Here is a 16,762-nt window from a genome sequence, read left to right as displayed (position 1 = left end):
TATATTCATCTTATGCGGCCATTCTTTCATATTCATCTGGGCTTTTGAACCCAAGTGAACCATGTCTTCTTTTAAAGTTATAGTACCCATCAAGATACCAAGCTAAGTTGGTTCTAAGCTCCTCAACGGACTCAAAATTAAATCCTTTAAAACTCTCAGTTTTTAGTGTTTGAAAAAATGATTCTACATACACATTGTCATTCATAAACCCTGGACGATTCATACTCGGCTCCATACCCAGTTCTTTGAGTCGACTTTGGTATGCATAAGCACTGTACTCAGAACCTCCGTCACTGTGAAATATTAGATCTGATTCTATATTTCTGCGACGAACAGCTTTATTTAGCGCTGACAGTGTCAGCTCAACAGTTCGAGTATCCGACAACTCCCAACCCAACACTTTCCGGGAGTAAAGATCAATAATCACAGCTAAATATTGCCATTGTCCATTGATCTTCAGATAGGTTATATCACCAGCCCATTGAGAGTCTGGTTTACTCGGCATACCATGCTCTCTTTGTAGGTTTTCAACCTTAATACAAGGATTTCTAGGCAAAGGGCGTCGACGATAGATCCTTCCAGCTTTCCCCACGATTCCAGCCTCTCTCATAAGGCGTTCAACGCGTTTGTGATTTATTCGTTCACCGTTAGCTTTCAGCTCTACGCTAATCCTTGGACTTCCATAATTACCATCATGCTGCGTATAGGTAGCTTCGATACACCCTAGAATTCGCCTATTCTCTATGTCACGAGTGCTTTCATCGCGATTGAGCCACTTATAAAACCCTTGGGGTGAAACATTCAAGTATCTGCATAAGTACCTGGCACCAAAGTCTGATCGATTAAGAGCTATGAACGAGAATCTTTCGGCTTTGGATCTTTCAGGCACATTTCCCACTTTTTAGGAAATCATTCTCCTTTTGCAATTTCTCGACCTGCTTTTTTAGACGTCTTATCTCTTTATCATCGGCTTGAGACCGATTTTTCGTTGTTTTTGTCATACTTATTCTACGACTGGGCTTCTCGACCAGCTTGCCTTCTCTACTTTCCTGTCGCCATCTATATACCATTACTGGATGCAAACCAATAATGTTGGCGATAGTAGTCGTATCTACCTTCAGTTGATTAGTGAGAGCTACCACTCTAACTTTGAATTCTGTTGAATATTCAACAACTCGCTCTTCACTCAGTATTTTCGGCATTTTTTCCTACCCCATTCAAAAGGTAGGCGTCTACCCAATGGGGGAAGGTTTCCTTAACTTTCCGATTGGTGCTCCACAGTGTGGCAGTTAGTTTGCAGAACTTGTTGACTTAGTACAAAAGAGCTTGTACCAAACTGGGGTGCCAATTCAAAGGAGAACCTTGTGAAAAAGTGCATTCTGGAAGAGATTGATGCTTGTAAAAACTACTACTCACCTGAAAATTGGCCGCCACAATAATGCTAAACTAACAGGCGGTTAGGTAGCGGCACAATCGCGAAGCGCCGCTGCGTTATTGTGCCAGTGTGATACGCAGTGGTAGACGTGTTAAGCATACGGCAAGCTAGTGAATACCTCCGAGTATGATGCTTAAACAAGCTAAGAAACTCGTAGTAAAACCTATATACCTAATAATGGTGTTAAACTTTTCGCCCTGTAGTTGCCACTTTTGTGTTCTTTGCCTTCCCATGAAAACCAGTAATACACCTATCCCAATAAGTGCTGGAGAAATTAGGACGGTTCCTTTTTGATAAATTGAAAATGGAACAAACATAAAGACTATAAACGCAAGAACAAACCAAACGCTCGCCACTACATTGTTTGTGGTTCTTTTAGACATACAATCTCCAAATCCTTTTGCTGTATTAGGCTGTAATCAGATGCGACCAATTCTGCGCACCTTTTGTGCAATATTTGGTGCGTGGCGACCTCGCAAAAGGTACGCAGAATTGACCGCCGGCTTTATTGCCTGGATATCCATGACGCGCCCCGGTAGGCTATTGGATCGCTGAAGCCAAAGGCTGCACTTTCCACTCGAGTTCTGATTGAGTTTTACCCAAACCAACTTCCACATTGCCCAATCTAGCTTCGAGATTTTCAATTTTCTCTTTCAGCTCACTAATTTGTTTTTCATTACTATTTAATTGCGCCTTAAGATCAGCAATATTATCAGAACTATCTTGTGAAGCTTGAACACCTGCCACAACACCAATCGTAGCGAAAGCCAAAGCTGTTAGAATTGAAACATTTTTAGACTTCATCATTGAAACTCCATTTCACTCTGAATTTTTGGACGCATAACGTCCAATGCAGCGGTGCGAAGCACCCGCTCCTTTGCCTGTTAACTGCTACCCTCGCGGGCAGCCCAATATTTATCAGTTTGTACGATAGACCCACCGTATATATCTTAGACTTTTTCGTTTTCAAAATTACAATGATGCCAGATCCAAACTCCTTTGTAACCCATAGCTATATGGGTAACCCGCAGATATGTCTTGATTGTATCTTCTATCGCTTTCTTATCATGGTGCTCTAATGCTTCAGCTTGGAATAACACTTTATGAAGCGCGTCTATCTCATTCGAGCTCTCCACGTGCTCAATGACCCTAGCGCGATCTTCAAAATCCATCATAACCGTATAAAGTTTCATAATTTATGAAGGAGGTTAATACTCTGCACACGGGCGATCGAAGCGAAGCGTAGGCCGTTCAGCCTATGTAGTTTACGGTCAACCATACTGCTGCTTGTTATGTTTTTTCACATTTTACTCTTTCTAGTAAAGCAAACATTTTATTTGCAGCCTCTGCTAACTGGGTGTTTAGCTTATTTACTTTATCTTCAGCTACATATTCTGTAACCAGCAAATCGTTAATATTACAAGTTTGTGCATATTTAATCTACAGATCTTTTATAAAGCTAAAGTCATTTCTCTCTATTTTATTTACTGCCCTAGGATTTCAAGCTTCCATTCGAAGATGCCCCGAGTCAGAAAAAAACTAGGGGCTTCAAGCAATGCGATCTTTAATTTTTCTTCAACCATGATGCGAAACATAACACTTTTAGTCTCTGCGCCTTAGACGTCGGGCCCTAAATTTGTTATGTATGCAACTATACAGTTAGGTTTTGCGCAATTTTGTAATAGATTTCGGATTCCTCTGTTACTTGATTTTCTTCCATGAACTGTTGCGCTCGCTCTTTAAGAATTGGTACAGGCCCATCATTCCCAGAAAAATGGCAACCAACTATATTGTTCATCGTACTAACCAGCGCATATATCGGTACATCCCTTCGAAATGCTTTGGGCGGCAAGCTTCCCTGTCGATTTAACTCTTCAGCAAAGCTAAAAATGATTCTCGTCATTCTACCTCCGACACATTATACCGCGCTCGGCCACGGCTAACCTTATGCACGTTTTGCGCGAAAATGGGAGCATAGTGACCCGCGCAAAAGGTGCACACGGTAAAACGTCCCACGGAAGCTCAAAGGGCCGTAGCATACAGCCTTTGTTATGCGACTACTCATGCAGAGAGGCTCGGACTAGCAACCGTATAACAACAGGCTCATTCGCAACTTCAACAATTCTACCCACAAGAGGTACTAAACCACCACTTTTCCTGACTTCTACTGAATACAGACCTCTTTCAAGCTCGGAAAAATGAAATGAGCCGTCTGGATTTAATTTTTTCTCAGAAACTTCCTCATATGTAGACTTTATCAGATTGCGCTTAAAAATAGATAGCACTGCGATATGGTTTGAGCTAACTTCTGTGGACGTTTCAAAATCCAATTTTCCAATTATCTCTCCATTTTTATTTTGAGAAACACATCCCGCTGCACAAACTACGAGTAAAAAAAATGCATAACTAAGTTTCATTGCTCATTTTCCATTTTCCGTATAACACCCAAAGCAGCGGCGCGCGTTAGCGCGTCCAGCCCGCTGGGCAATACTGCCTTTGCCTTTTAGCTTTTTCACTGAAAGTCCCCGCGAGCTTTTAAAACACCATTTTGTTTTAAAAGAAATAGTTCATCGATATAGTTGCCGTAAACTGCTACAGCGGAACCTCCCTCTATTTTGTAGTAAGGCTCAGGGAACCATTTGATGATATCTTCTTTCTCATAGCCCGTTATATCAATTACCACCGGTTCAGAGAACTCGATCCTCACTGGCTTTATCTTCGTGTTCTCATTATATGAGTGGGTATAGTCATAAACAGCATATGCGCCAGCCCATTTCCCAGATTTAGTTTTGTAAACTGGGGTGAATTGATACTTGGAGTGATAGTAGCGACCATCATGCTTCACGACATACAGAAGAACATGCTCATAGTTAGAGAAAGGCGGCCTTCCGTAATGATCGAAAACCGTAAATTCAATTTCACTACCCTGATATGCACCCCGATATGGATCAACTATTCTGTAGGTCGCGAGAAACTGACTATCGAATAGTACTTCGCCTTCCTTTGGTGGCACAGGTTCAAGGCTTATCCTCTGCCCGATAAAGACAAAATACTTACTGCCTTCCGTATCTGATAAAGCAGAACCAGAAATAATGAGGCTTATTAATAAGATTGCTAATCGCACAATACCCCCTGAAAACTAACGCTCACCACAACGACGAGCAACTTGTTGCGAGTCCAAACCATGCTTTTTATGGGCGGCTTGCAGGTGCTTTTTAGGTGCTCCTACCACGAAGTTGCCTAAGTTGGCCATACCCACACCTTAGAGGTTGTTAAAGGTAGATTAAGCTCACAGATTGTATCTTTAGCTTTGATTGATACAAGTAGTAAAAGATTTTTATCAAGCGTTAATTTAGGAATAGTTTCTCCGTAGAAATGAATATAACCACCCCCTTTTAGAGAGTTTACTTTTAACTTTGAATCTGGACAGTCCAGATCTATTTCGCCAGCTTCCAGATTTATGCCGCTCGAGTCCACAAGTTCTGCTGCTACAAGCTTGGCTCGTTGGGGTTCTAAGAAATCGCAACCTAGATAGATTGATAGCTGCTCTCGGTTATCTCTTTGGACATAGACTGCTCGTACCAAAATTAGCACGCCACTTGCTATATTTGCTTCTAACATAGGGTCCTCGAAGTCAAGCGACTTAAAATAACGCTCAGAAGCTTCATTCTGAAGTTGCAGAGTTGGTACACAACCTACTAGTGCCATAGATAGAATTAAACAAAGTATTATCTTAAGATGGACGAGATTCATATGACACCGAACGTCCTACGCAAAAGCGACAAGGGTACAGTGGTTTTTGGTTGAACGGAACTCTTGGCTTCATTTTACCGCAGCTTGTTATGTGAGTGGTTCCATCTCATTTTTATTTACCTGTTTGAAAGCAATATATTTATTTATACCAACAAACATATGGTAAAGCATAGATATTGGATTAGATGGCACTGTACCAAATATTATATGCTTCTCATGTTCAGAGCTTTTAATTGTAAACTCCTGTTTACCGGAGCTACACCAATCCAATTTTGCTTGGATGGTATGGCTTCCGACTGGTAAAGAACACTCATATTCCTCGCCGATTCTCAAATCAGCAACTTTCTTAGAGTTTATGTAAAGTCTATGAGATCTAGCTTGATCTACCCATGAGCTATTAACTCGGGTTATTTTTAAGTTCACGATGTTTCCTTTCACATATTGCCTAAAGCATGGGCGTAGCTTTGTTGCGCCCTGTAACTTTATTTGTTAGGGGACAACCATTGTTAAAAATGGAAGTTCACAACCTTGTCGAATACTGACTTCACTCCCCGATAAAGGGACTGGAGAACTGTCTCTCATAACCCGGACATCACAATTACCACCTTTATGGGATAACTCTATGGAATAGGTGCGCCCTTCCAGCGGCTCAATATCAATGATATTTCGACAATATAAAGTTTTGTAACTGATTGGATTCGGACCAAAACCAGGAGCTTGACGTACAAGACCTTGTACAGAAAAAGAAAATTTTTTACTTGCTTGGACATTAAATGACACGGTGTCGACTTCGGGTATACCAACAGTCATTGAATTAATAAGGCCAATCAAGCTATTCACAGGTGTATCACAATTATCTGTATGTCTATATACCGGAACATTATGACTATATTGAAAATCCGATTCATTTATTGAAACGTTAATTTGAGCTAACGGCCCACTTATGGGCTCATTGTATCCAATTTTTACACAACCAGCCAAAACAGCCGACACGAAAATATTAACAATTCCCTTCATATTTACTTTAATCTTCTAACACCCAAATATAGGGTCGTAATATAAAAATGAAGTGCTGGAATGGAGGTCCCAGCTGCGAAGCAGCTTCATGATTAGTTTGCTATGTTTATTCCTATTTCTATTTAATAGACTCATGAATTTTTTTATGAATATCAGCAGTTTTCACATCCAACTCTTCAAGGCTTAGCTTGTATATTATTGCTAGTGCGGTGTATAGATGCTGTAAAATTAAGGTAGCTAACTCTTCGCTGGTGATGAACCCTTTTTTGTATGACTTAGCATTATCCCGCTGATACAAAACATAATCTAGGATACCTTTAAAGTCGTACTCCTTGATTTCATCACCTACCATTCTCTTAGCAAGCTCATTTCCATATTCATTTAAGAGTTCGATGTGCATATCTTCTTGTAAACATAATACCGGTAGCAACGGCGAGCTAAACATAGTGTAGCTAGTCCAGCCAACTCGCTTTTTGCGCTGACGACGCTACCTACCCTTGTTAACTGTTTGGCCATAATAACTTCTCTACTTGATCATATTTCTCAGCTACTTTAAAAAATGGCTCGGCCCAGCCGCTACTTAAGCTAACTTCTTGTAATGGTCCAGTTATTGCAAAGAGAACAGCGATTTCAATTCTCTCTGGCAAAGCATACAATTTTACCATATTAAGTAGTTTCTGAATTTCTTTAGTTGCTTCTTCAGAGTCATCCCATGAAGACCAACAAAAGTCATTATCTGGAATCAATACCAGTTCTATCGCAGATTCCAATACATGAGCTAAAGCTTCATAAGGCTCTGCCTCATTGATTGAGCAGTGTATTAATTCTTTTGTGCGATCTAATTTCATAAAGACAGTTAACGCAGCCAACAGAGGCCGAAATTGAGCTGCAAAGCAGCGGATTGTAGGCCCAGCCAGCTTTGCTGGCGGCCGTCCCTGGCTTTGTTATGTTTGGCCAACTTTCGAAACTGAATCACACCAAATCTCCTGCCAGCACTCGCCTAGGAACTCTAATTTAATAGTACCAAGCTCTCTTTGGCTATTAATTTCCTGCAACACAATAACATGCTCAACATCTATTAGTTCTGGCAAGCTATCAATATCCTTTGGCCCCAAAAACTCTAGCTCGACAACCTCACCTTCTTTTTCGAATTCCACTGAGAACGAAAGTATCCTTTCGTGGCCTTTACGCTCGATAGCAATGCGTGTAGCTTCCCAGTTAGGGCCAAATTCGTAAAGCTTTTTTTCTTTCATCCTTTGCTTACTCTGAAAACTAAACATAACGCGTCAACAGGGGCGACTGAAGCGAAGTGGAAGTCATCCCGCGGAGGGCCGCAGACCCGGAGCACCCTGCTTGGGATTGTTATGTTGTGCTCGCGGCATATGTGAAACCTGAGGCATGTAACGTAACCTGATCACCAGACTGCATATTAATGGCATAACTAGTTCCGTCTGAGTCGAGATCGCTAATGGAATTAGATGGCCCCCAGCTTTCTTCGTTTGAGACATGCATCTGTAAGACATTAGAAAATACCAACTGAAATTTTGAGCCGACATTTGATACTAGCTTTCCGCTAAGTACAGCTCTTTTTAGACCCCAAGAATAACCAATCTCTTCAAGAATAGCATCATGTAAAGGTAGATTTTCGAATTCCATATCAATTACACATACCCCCCGCATAGGTCAGACAAAAAAAGCAGCGATTTGACTCTCCCCGAGACCGATGGAATCTCACACCTACGCTTATTTTTATCCAAATATTTGCTTTTGCTGTCCATAAACTTAATAAATGAAGCTTGTGGATTTGATACGATTTTCCAGCTACCTGAGCCCAAAAGCACTACAGGATGCTTGGATAGCATTGGACATGTATTCCATGTTCTATAAATGATAGTTCTAGTTTTTGTTGCTAAACATCGATATGGCTTGACTAAATTATTCTCTTTGAAATCAATTTCTTCAATTGAAACACATCTCTAGATAGAAACAAACAGAAATATTATGATGATAGTTTTCAACGTGCTCATTTTTTGCTTTCCGTAAAGATGGAAACCTAACGCTGCAAGTACAGGCTGAAGCACGCAGCGCGGGAAGCCTCCGAAGCCTCCCCCCTTAAAGTAGACGCCACCTTATATTCATCTTATGCGGCCATTCTTTCATATTCATCTGGGCTTTTGAACCCAAGTGAACCATGTCTTCTTTTAAAGTTATAGTACCTATCAAGATACCAAGCTAAGTTAGCTCTTAGTTCCTCAACGGATTCAAAATTAAATCCTTTGAAACTCTCAGTTTTCAGTGTTTGAAAAAATGATTCTACATACACATTATCATTCATAAATCCTGGACGGTTCATGCTCGGCTCAATACCCAGTTCTTTGAGTCGACTTTGGTATGCATAAGCACCGTACTCAGAACCTCGGTCACTGTGAAATATTAGATCTGATTCTATATTTCTGCGACGAACAGCTTTATTTAGCGCTGACAGTGTTAGCTCAACAGTTCGAGTATCCGACAACTCCCAACCCAACACTTTCCGGGAGTAAAGATCAATAATCACAGCTAAATATTGCCATTGTCCATTGATCTTCAGATAGGTTACATCACCAGCCCATTGAGAGTCTGGTTTACTCGGCATACCATGCTCTCTTTGTAGGTTTTCAACCTTAATATAAGGATTTCCAGGCAAAGGGCGTCGACGATAGATCCTTCCAGCTTTCCCCACGATTCCAGCCTCTCTCATAAGGCGTTCAACGCGTTTGTGATTTATTCGTTCACCATTAGCTTTCAGCTCTGCGCTAATTCTTGGACTTCCATAATTACCATCATGCTGTGTATAGATAGCTTCGATACACCCTAGAATTCGCCTATTCTCTATGTCACGAGTGCTCTCATCTCGATTGAGCCACTTATAAAACCCTTGGGGTGAAACATTCAAGTATCTACATAAGTACCTGACACCAAAGTCTGATCGATTAAGAGCTATGAACGAGAATCTTTCAGCTTTGGATCTTTCAGGTACATTTCCCACTTTTTTAGGAAATCATTCTCCTTTTGCAATTTCTCGACCTGCTTTTTTAGACGTCTTATCTCTTTATCATCGGTTTGAGACCGATTTTTCGTTGTTTTTGTCATACTTATTCTACGACTGGGCTTCTCGACCAGCTTGCCTTCTCTACTTTCCTGTCGCCATCTATACACCATTACTGGATGCAAACCAATAATGTTGGCGATAGTAGTCGTATCTACTTTCAGTTGATTAGTGAGAGCTACCACTCTAACTTTGAATTCTGTTGAATATTCAACAACTCGCTCTTCACTCAGTATTTTCGGCATTTTTTCCTACCCTATTCAAAAGGTAGGCGTCTACTCAATGGGGGAAGGTTTCTCCCCCCTAAAGTAGACCCTACCTTAAGTTGGGAGGCTTCGCCGTAGGCGACGTTGACCTTATTGTTATACTTTTCTCTGCCCCACTTCAAGCTCATTCTCGTGGCAGTAAAACACAACCGTATTTGAATTATTATGTAACACCATAGTGTCATCTCTAGCAGGCAAAAATATATCCTGCCGCAACTCTAAAAAGATCCGGCTTTACAAAACAAGGTCTTCACTCTCGCTAAATACTACTTGCACAGCTCCTTCATCGCTCAACTTTTCCTTTAACCAGTTTTTTGCAACAGACTCACTTTCAATCTCAAGCCTAGAAATTGATGACACTGCCCCACCATTTAGACCACAGTAATCAGTAGCGCTGTATTTAGTAGCAAAGTCGTAAGTATTCTACGAATGCTCAGAATCCAGCCATCGAGTGTTTAAATTCAGCTTTTCCATTTCACGTTTTCGGTAGTTCATAATGATGCATAATGCCACCATAAAAGGATGCCGAAGCAACGTGCAGGCATTCCGGTAGAGGTCGTTTTTGGCCGGAACGTATTTAATGGCTTTGTTATATGCTTTCGGGCAAAATTTTCTACTCTTCAAGACAGTCATTGATATATTCTTCAATGTTTGAAGCTAGCTCCATATTTGAAATTTCTTTGTGATTAAAATCTTCTTCATGGTCTGCAATATATATAGAAGTATCTTGTTGACGCAAATTGATAAAATAATAATTTCCGAAGCCGTCGAAGCCTATTGCGAAAAAATAATTTGGCCAATAATCTTGATAACAGAAACCATCTTCACGAAGCTTCCGATTAGTTTTTACAAGCCAGTCTAGGTCTTTTACAAGCTGCCCCTCAATACGATCCGGATCATCAGATGGTAGAAATGGATAATTTATAAGAGCATCGGTATAGAAAGATGGTAACTCAATGTCAAAGGCATTATTAATTGTATTAATTATATTTTTCATATGTTTGTGTATTACTCACGTATAACGTCCTTGGTGTGCGGCGGGCCGCGCGTAGCGTGACCCGCCCAGAGGAAGCCACGCAGTCGCTGGAACGAACATCACCCAGTTGTTACATACTGAGCAGCTCGCAGGATATCTCCTTTAGCTCAGAAAACTTAATAGGAAAAGTATAAAGACTACCCATGCTTAATAACTTTTTTTTGAGTTGGTCGTTCATGGCTTTAGACGGTACACGTACTTGTTTATACGGCCCAACTGGTATGCTCCAATCGTAGACATATAACCCCAGTGCAACATAATCTGACCAAACTTCAGGGCTCCCCCAATTGGGCGATTCGAGCTGTTCTGAAATATTATCATGCTCAGAGTAAGCATTCATTACTGGGCTTGGAATTGTTCCTTCGCCAGCGGTAGAGAATAAACCGATACATCCTTCACTATCTATAGCGAACCAGTCGAACTCTCTGCCTTCTAATTCTTCTTCATAGACACTCATAATTTATGGCATGTAACGCCCAGCACACGGGCTAAAAAATTGCGAAGCAGTTTGGCACAACGAAGCTGTGCTCAACGTGCTGCTGCAGGTTAGATTTACTTTGCTGGCTCATATCTATTTTTATATTCAACAAACTTAGCTAGCTCCTTTGCTGATAACTCCGATTCGGGAATCCAATATATAACATGACTCATTTTATCGGTAAATAAGCTACTAGAATGAACTGCTGACTCATATTGTATGTAAACACGGCCTCTAGAGTTGCCAATATAGGAAGCCCAATAGGCAGAATTATTACCAGATGCTGCACTCAGTAGCATTTCAATGTCTTCTTTGTCTGCGCGCTTTAGTGAGTCAGCGCGTGCCGTGCTGGCAATAAAAAAGAGACTGAATATTGTTGCTATGACTATGCGCATAATCTCTCCAAGTGAATCTATCACCGCCAGCAGAGGCCGAAAAACCAAAGCGAAGCGGCGATTTTTTGGTCCTTCCGGCTGGATTTGTTAGCCATTTGGTTTGGACTCAATTAAAAACTCAGTAGAAGGACCTATTTCTAAGTGATGGGTTAGGGAAAATACCTCTACTCGCATGTTAATAATCTTCTGGTTTTTAGGAGCGCCATCAACCCATGACATTTTAAAGACGCCTTCCTTCCCAGTCTCTTCCAGAGGCTTAAAAGGATACTGATGACCAATTAATACATTTTCCCCATCGATTACCTGCACAACTTTAAAGTAAATGCCTAGCTCTGAAAATTTGAAAGGTGATGTCTCTGGTATAACTACGGTGATGGTGACCGAGCCGGCATCAATACAGCTTACACCGTCGCTTCCCAAGCCTCGGGCTACTTTTATGCTTGTAACCTCAAGCTTTGGAGGCCTCACTACATACCCAGTAGCTTGGTCGGTATGCCACTTATACTCATCTTCATTCGGCTTGAAAAGCTGATTTTGTATTGGCGAACAGCCAAAAGCACTTTGGGATAGTAGCGCGAATATTCCAATTAATATGTGAAAATATTTCATAGCTTCCTTGTATGGCTAACGGCTACAACAGAGGCGGCTGGAGCGTAGTGTAGGCCGTCCCGCGAAGGACCAAAGGCACGTAGCAGCCTGCTTGTACTTGCTAAATGTTAACTTAAATACAATCATCAAAGATATAGCAAGCCCCCCAAATAATTGAATACCAGGCTACAAACCCTGCTACGCAAAAATAGACCACTGTAAACTCCCAGTTACGACGGTAAAGCTGATAGCAATAGGAGCCTAACACAACCCCCAGCACACAAACTATAAGGCTAGTAACACCTGACTTTACACCGAAAATATAATGCATGGGCAATGTTACCAATGCCGGCACGAAGGGCAAAAGCAGAAACATTCCTATCAGCACTCTTTTGGGTATAGTCATCTTGGCGATCGCTCTCTTTGGCACTTAACGCCGTGCTTTGGGGCAAGCTGAAGCGTGGCGTAGGTTTACCCCAAAGCACGTTGCTATGAGCCTTTGTACGATAAACCTTCAAGTAAGGTTGCCCGCAAGTTCTCGCTTTTTATTTTTGAAAAAAGCTTTTAGACTAATTCGTCTGACTTCTTAGATGTCAACTCAAATAGGAGCTCTGCCAATTTATCAGAAGATGCATCATTTCGATCAAAGTGCTTTTCTATCCAATCAGTAATTTCGTCACTAGCTTCCTCTGAGTACCCAGCGCCCGTCAGTCTGTACTGTCCGATATTATATAGAGCAAACACTATATTCGAGACCGAACCACTATGATTTGAATGTTCAGACCTAATAATCTCTAGTGCAAGGATGTTTCCATCTTCTTCGCTAATATCATCTTTTAGATTTAGCCCTTGTTCTAACGGATCCATACTCATCGCTCAAAACGCCGGTAGCAGCCGCAGCTTTGGAGCACAGCGGAAAAGCTGTCGAGTGCCGAAGGCACGTTGCTGACTGCCTTTGTTATAAATGCGCTACGTATCATAGTCGCCACTATCCCAAGGCTCAAAGAATGCCATAAAATTGCCGGGGATCAACTCAACAGCCCATATATCATCCTCGTCTTCCGGTTCTCGAACAATTAGACCAATATCTACACTATTGTGGATTACCGAAAAAGGCTTAACCTCAATTCTCTGAAACTCGACCTCGCCTAACGATTCTAAACGAGAAAGGTATTTCGATCTTTTATCCTCAACATCGTACGAGCCTCTTGGCCCTAAAGTATCAATAGTGTAGTCTACTAAATTTCCATCTAAATCAAACTTAAAAAGTGCAATATATTCACAACCTTCAGCCCCCCCACGCGCGGGCTCAAATGGGGTAGTCAAAAAAAACTGAAACCTATCCTTGGTTCTTCCTATGTGCTCTGCATGATAGTCATCATGGTCTATAGCAATCATTGTTGGTCTATTGGGATTCAATACTCAACTCTCCTGGTATTCATAACGTTCATAGCCCGGGCGAGTGAAATGAGTCCAGCCCGTAGGGAAAATGTGCCTGTGCTTGTTAACTTTGCCTCCTGATAAACCTAAGCTCATTGTTATTTTCTGCATCAGTGAACAAAAGTCTATCGCAGATAGTTTCTGGCTCTTGAAGGTAATTCCAACAAATAGCAATTGAACCTTCTGCCCACTTAGGTTTTTCGTCTAGAAGCCATTGGCATTCTTTTGCTGCCTCATTTGTTTCAGCAATATAAACGACTGTAGCTTGAATCCAGGTTCCACCTTCATTGTTTTCGACAATATCGTATAACCCTACTGATTCACCGGATGTGTATTTCATCGTATTTCTAAATTAACTCCGCCAACAGCTATGGCTTTGTAGTTGTTTGGTGTTGCGCTAGCGTAGTGGCCAGCCCATAAGCCAAGCAACGGAAAATCCTTCAGATACTTCGTTTTGTTAGGCATTTTGCATCCCCACTAATTTCAAATACCCATTACAGACTTTTTCAACTTCTTGTCCTGCACAGTCTGACAAGTATATATTTCTTGTGCAAAACCCGACTTTACCTGCAGCGGACTGAGAAGGGTGAAGGACTCGAAACAGCCCGCTGGGAGCCGATAAACATTTCGAAAACGAAAGAATATCACTCACATTACCTGATGGACCTGCAGCTAACCGGTATTCTGCACCTTCAGGAAACTCAATGAATGTGGTTACATGGAGCAAGTAATAAGGCGCTTCTCCTCTAATTTCAATGGGTATACCAGCTAACTTGCTAAGTTTTTCTTTCAGTCTCCCTGATACAGCATAAGCATTGGGGTTAAACAAAACATCTGTTGGCCCAGATTTAGAATAAATACGCAGCTTTGGCACTTTCCAATTGGAAAGAAGTGGCATAGACATATCTAGACGATTATCACTCCATAAATATTCTTCATCATCAAACCAAGATGCAGCAAAGTCACCATCATTTTTTGATATAGGTGATAGCTTGTAAATCATTCGAATTCCTGCCTAACGCCCCTCTCAGGGGCAGACAAATAAGCGCAGCGTTTTGTCTATCCCAGCGACCAACGGGAGCGATTGCTGCGGCTTGTTAACTGCGATCATCCTCAGATGCAACCGCATTGAATATTTTGGCTAGCTCAGAACAGACGGACATAGGTACTCCCGTAGTTAGCAATGCTCCTTCTTGGAAACAGATATTGCCAACTTTCTCACCACCCTCGCAGTAGAATGCCACTCCTACACCAGAAAATATTACTTCTTCATGAGTAAATGGATTGACTCCTTTTCTATCCGGGGCTTGCTCAAGAAGCTTATGTTTAGAAATATCTTCGATCCACAGATCAAGATCGATTCTTTCAGTATCTTTGACGATCTTGCCGAAGTCCATTAGCCCTCCTTAACAGTTAACATTGTCAGCAAGGACAGCCAAAGCGGATCGGAGCGTAGGCTATCCCGCAGAGGCCCCATAAGGTGCCGGCTCAAACTGCCTATAATTGTTAGACTGATTATTGCACTCACGACCTAAGCCTACAAATAGCTATCTTTGAATGGTATACAACTAAACATATCGCCCAAAAAATAGCTAGCACAGGAAATGCAAACCTAACTTGGCTAGAGCATGCAGAAGGCTGGCTGACGAATTCACTTATCAAAATATCGGCAAAGGTACAAAAGCTGCCGCTCCACACGCAAATACCGTCGGTGCAAAGAAAAAGGTAATTAGGCAGGTTCTTAGTGGAGTTTTGGCAGCGCTTTTGAAGTACTCTAACTTTCTCCAACCCCACCTTATAGTGATGAAAGACACAAAGAAATACACAGCTAGAACTGCCAGATATATGACCAAGTAAGAAACTTCTTCAGTGTCCATTTATTGCTTTAACGCCGTGCACAACGGCCGGAGGTCCGATTTCTTCACCTTGTTATACCTCATTCGTATATTTTTCCAGCGTGTAATATTTGGGCCATACGTTTCCAAGGATTAACCTCTTTAGGCAGGAGTGGTAAACCATTAATTGATGAGTTTGCCCATGCAGCGGACGCATCGAGATACTGCCCAATAGTCTCATGCTCCCATCCATTATGACCTCGGCCATATGGATTACTTGGACTGGCCTTCTCATGTTCTTCCTCAGCTAGTCTGTCAGCAGCAAGGGCTTCCAAGAATAGAGTGAAAGTTTCTTCGTTATGTACTTCGCTTTCTAGCTTAGCTAAATCTTTCATAAGGTATAACGCCTTGCTAAGGGGCAGACGAAACGCAGTGTAGGCTGCCCCGCGGAGGGCCGAAGGCCCGGAGTGAACTTAAGCAACTTGTTAAGCTTGATGCTCATTTAAAACCAACCACTCTACCCACTGTAATCCTGAAATACCAATGTGATTACCCACACTTTTGCTAAGAACAGCATTTGACTCGCTACTTATGTTGCCTAGTATGCTCCAACCACTACCTAATCTTTGGCCAAACTCGATAACCTCAACCACAACGTCTGACCAAGAACATTTATCATTGTGAAGCAATTCTAAGGTAGCCATGTAACCACCTTTAGAATGCTTTTTTATTGTAGATTCAGCTGGTGGACGACCGAATGCCTTTATACATCGATTCACTATTTTTCTAGCTGAATCTTCTGACGAAGAATCTAAATGTAACTTCCAAATTGATCTAGGCATGATTCCTCATGGAGCTTAACGCCGCCATCACCCGTCGGAGGTAGCTGGCGCTTTTTGTGCGACTTTTTGAACAAGAAGTGACAGGTTCCGAAGGTCGGCTGCATGGCCTACTTAAATTTAAGGCAACCATGAGCTGCTATTTATGTCGCATTTACGGGCTTTACTTTCTGTATCTTCAAACCCACGAAATGCAGCAATATTCTCTTCTGAGTTAGCTAACATGGTATATAACTGAGGCATGAAATAAATGCCATTTCCGGATTTACAAAACGAAAATATGAAAGGATTTTTATTTAGTTTTGGCTTATTACCAAGCATACCATTGTAAACATATTGGATCTCACTGGGTAATTCACCATTGTATGATTCGATGACTTTAGCTCTTACGAGGTATTGCTTTAAACCTACCTCTGGAAATCTACCATTATCGTATTCATCAAACTCGATGTTTTTCACTAGAGCAGAATATTCATAAGAATCATAGTTATTGTGTGCCCACATACTAACGTCGGCAAAGCTAAACTGAGCCATAAGCGCGACACTTGCTATTATCATTCTATAAATCATTAACGATCTTCCTTAAGTAAAT

General features: G+C 41.5%; 28 protein-coding genes. All 28 read right to left on the bottom strand.

Annotation, left to right across the window (positions count from 1 at the left end; all coding sequences use genetic code 11):
• Nucleotides 1–10: 10 nt before the first annotated feature.
• Complete coding sequence (locus tag ACG1BZ_RS09380) at nucleotides 11–889, bottom strand: IS3 family transposase (protein ID WP_413665379.1); 879 nt, start codon at nucleotides 887–889, stop codon at nucleotides 11–13.
• A complete protein-coding gene (locus ACG1BZ_RS09375) occupies nucleotides 882–1,202 on the bottom strand; it encodes a transposase (RefSeq protein ID WP_413665378.1) in 321 nt (106 codons plus the stop codon). The genes ACG1BZ_RS09380 and ACG1BZ_RS09375 overlap by 8 nt, the downstream gene beginning before the upstream one ends.
• Before the next feature lie 340 nt (nucleotides 1,203–1,542).
• Nucleotides 1,543–1,818, bottom strand: a complete 276-nt coding sequence (locus tag ACG1BZ_RS09370; RefSeq protein ID WP_413665377.1) for a hypothetical protein — start codon at nucleotides 1,816–1,818, stop codon at nucleotides 1,543–1,545.
• Nucleotides 1,819–1,975: 157 nt separating this feature from the next.
• Nucleotides 1,976–2,242, bottom strand: a complete 267-nt coding sequence (locus tag ACG1BZ_RS09365; protein ID WP_413665376.1) for a hypothetical protein — start codon at nucleotides 2,240–2,242, stop codon at nucleotides 1,976–1,978.
• An 844-nt stretch (nucleotides 2,243–3,086) separates the two neighbouring features.
• On the bottom strand, nucleotides 3,087–3,338 hold the full coding sequence (locus ACG1BZ_RS09360; RefSeq protein ID WP_413665375.1) for a hypothetical protein: 252 nt from the start codon (nucleotides 3,336–3,338) through the stop codon (nucleotides 3,087–3,089).
• Nucleotides 3,339–3,492: 154 nt separating this feature from the next.
• Entirely contained in the window at nucleotides 3,493–3,852 is a 360-nt protein-coding gene (locus ACG1BZ_RS09355; RefSeq protein WP_413665374.1) for a hypothetical protein, read from the bottom strand.
• A 95-nt stretch (nucleotides 3,853–3,947) separates the two neighbouring features.
• Nucleotides 3,948–4,559 carry a hypothetical protein gene (locus tag ACG1BZ_RS09350; protein ID WP_413665373.1) on the bottom strand — a complete coding sequence of 204 codons (612 nt, stop codon included), beginning with the start codon at nucleotides 4,557–4,559 and terminating at the stop codon, nucleotides 3,948–3,950.
• A 116-nt stretch (nucleotides 4,560–4,675) separates the two neighbouring features.
• Entirely contained in the window at nucleotides 4,676–5,056 is a 381-nt protein-coding gene (locus tag ACG1BZ_RS09345) for a hypothetical protein (RefSeq protein WP_413665372.1), read from the bottom strand.
• 219 nt (nucleotides 5,057–5,275) lie between these two features.
• Entirely contained in the window at nucleotides 5,276–5,611 is a 336-nt protein-coding gene (locus ACG1BZ_RS09340) for a hypothetical protein (RefSeq protein ID WP_413665371.1), read from the bottom strand.
• 66 nt (nucleotides 5,612–5,677) lie between these two features.
• Nucleotides 5,678–6,205, bottom strand: coding sequence for a hypothetical protein (locus ACG1BZ_RS09335; protein ID WP_413665370.1), 528 nt, complete (start codon nucleotides 6,203–6,205; stop codon nucleotides 5,678–5,680).
• Between the two features lie 118 nt (nucleotides 6,206–6,323).
• Nucleotides 6,324–6,605 carry a hypothetical protein gene (locus ACG1BZ_RS09330; RefSeq protein WP_413665369.1) on the bottom strand — a complete coding sequence of 94 codons (282 nt, stop codon included), beginning with the start codon at nucleotides 6,603–6,605 and terminating at the stop codon, nucleotides 6,324–6,326.
• Between the two features lie 100 nt (nucleotides 6,606–6,705).
• Complete coding sequence (locus ACG1BZ_RS09325; protein ID WP_413665368.1) at nucleotides 6,706–7,053, bottom strand: hypothetical protein; 348 nt, start codon at nucleotides 7,051–7,053, stop codon at nucleotides 6,706–6,708.
• A gap of 96 nt (nucleotides 7,054–7,149) precedes the next feature.
• Nucleotides 7,150–7,458 carry a hypothetical protein gene (locus ACG1BZ_RS09320; protein ID WP_413665367.1) on the bottom strand — a complete coding sequence of 103 codons (309 nt, stop codon included), beginning with the start codon at nucleotides 7,456–7,458 and terminating at the stop codon, nucleotides 7,150–7,152.
• A 109-nt stretch (nucleotides 7,459–7,567) separates the two neighbouring features.
• Nucleotides 7,568–7,861, bottom strand: coding sequence for a hypothetical protein (locus ACG1BZ_RS09315; RefSeq protein ID WP_413665366.1), 294 nt, complete (start codon nucleotides 7,859–7,861; stop codon nucleotides 7,568–7,570).
• Between the two features lie 484 nt (nucleotides 7,862–8,345).
• On the bottom strand, nucleotides 8,346–9,233 hold the full coding sequence (locus tag ACG1BZ_RS09310; protein WP_413662311.1) for an IS3 family transposase: 888 nt from the start codon (nucleotides 9,231–9,233) through the stop codon (nucleotides 8,346–8,348).
• Nucleotides 9,185–9,538 (bottom strand): transposase, encoded by a 354-nt coding sequence (locus ACG1BZ_RS09305; RefSeq protein ID WP_413662312.1) that lies wholly within the window; start codon nucleotides 9,536–9,538, stop codon nucleotides 9,185–9,187. The genes ACG1BZ_RS09310 and ACG1BZ_RS09305 overlap by 49 nt, the downstream gene beginning before the upstream one ends.
• 634 nt (nucleotides 9,539–10,172) lie before the next feature.
• On the bottom strand, nucleotides 10,173–10,556 hold the full coding sequence (locus tag ACG1BZ_RS09300; protein WP_413665365.1) for an SMI1/KNR4 family protein: 384 nt from the start codon (nucleotides 10,554–10,556) through the stop codon (nucleotides 10,173–10,175).
• A gap of 109 nt (nucleotides 10,557–10,665) precedes the next feature.
• A complete protein-coding gene (locus tag ACG1BZ_RS09295; protein WP_413665364.1) occupies nucleotides 10,666–11,052 on the bottom strand; it encodes a hypothetical protein in 387 nt (128 codons plus the stop codon).
• 95 nt (nucleotides 11,053–11,147) lie between these two features.
• Nucleotides 11,148–11,468: a hypothetical protein gene (locus ACG1BZ_RS09290; RefSeq protein WP_413665363.1), complete on the bottom strand. Its 321-nt coding sequence runs from the start codon at nucleotides 11,466–11,468 to the stop codon at nucleotides 11,148–11,150.
• A gap of 87 nt (nucleotides 11,469–11,555) precedes the next feature.
• On the bottom strand, nucleotides 11,556–12,077 hold the full coding sequence (locus ACG1BZ_RS09285; RefSeq protein ID WP_413665362.1) for a hypothetical protein: 522 nt from the start codon (nucleotides 12,075–12,077) through the stop codon (nucleotides 11,556–11,558).
• 543 nt (nucleotides 12,078–12,620) lie between these two features.
• On the bottom strand, nucleotides 12,621–12,923 hold the full coding sequence (locus ACG1BZ_RS09280) for a hypothetical protein (RefSeq protein WP_413665361.1): 303 nt from the start codon (nucleotides 12,921–12,923) through the stop codon (nucleotides 12,621–12,623).
• A 102-nt stretch (nucleotides 12,924–13,025) separates the two neighbouring features.
• Nucleotides 13,026–13,475, bottom strand: coding sequence for a hypothetical protein (locus ACG1BZ_RS09275; protein ID WP_413665360.1), 450 nt, complete (start codon nucleotides 13,473–13,475; stop codon nucleotides 13,026–13,028).
• A gap of 85 nt (nucleotides 13,476–13,560) precedes the next feature.
• A complete protein-coding gene (locus ACG1BZ_RS09270; RefSeq protein ID WP_413665359.1) occupies nucleotides 13,561–13,836 on the bottom strand; it encodes a hypothetical protein in 276 nt (91 codons plus the stop codon).
• Between the two features lie 117 nt (nucleotides 13,837–13,953).
• Entirely contained in the window at nucleotides 13,954–14,499 is a 546-nt protein-coding gene (locus tag ACG1BZ_RS09265) for a hypothetical protein (RefSeq protein WP_413665358.1), read from the bottom strand.
• Between the two features lie 94 nt (nucleotides 14,500–14,593).
• The gene (locus ACG1BZ_RS09260) at nucleotides 14,594–14,893 is read right to left on the bottom strand and encodes a hypothetical protein (RefSeq protein ID WP_413665357.1); all 300 of its coding nucleotides are present in this window, start codon (nucleotides 14,891–14,893) and stop codon (nucleotides 14,594–14,596) included.
• A 539-nt stretch (nucleotides 14,894–15,432) separates the two neighbouring features.
• Nucleotides 15,433–15,726 (bottom strand): hypothetical protein, encoded by a 294-nt coding sequence (locus ACG1BZ_RS09255; RefSeq protein WP_413665356.1) that lies wholly within the window; start codon nucleotides 15,724–15,726, stop codon nucleotides 15,433–15,435.
• Nucleotides 15,727–15,816: 90 nt separating this feature from the next.
• Nucleotides 15,817–16,173, bottom strand: a complete 357-nt coding sequence (locus ACG1BZ_RS09250) for a hypothetical protein (protein ID WP_413665355.1) — start codon at nucleotides 16,171–16,173, stop codon at nucleotides 15,817–15,819.
• A gap of 117 nt (nucleotides 16,174–16,290) precedes the next feature.
• Nucleotides 16,291–16,740: a hypothetical protein gene (locus ACG1BZ_RS09245; protein WP_413665354.1), complete on the bottom strand. Its 450-nt coding sequence runs from the start codon at nucleotides 16,738–16,740 to the stop codon at nucleotides 16,291–16,293.
• Between the last annotated feature and the right edge of the window lie 22 nt (nucleotides 16,741–16,762).

This window comes from Microbulbifer sp. CNSA002 (genome assembly GCF_047324085.1).
GTDB lineage: Bacteria > Pseudomonadota > Gammaproteobacteria > Pseudomonadales > Cellvibrionaceae > Microbulbifer.
The sequence above is the reverse complement of the archived record's forward strand: the minus strand, read 5'-3'. Positions and strand labels throughout refer to the sequence as shown.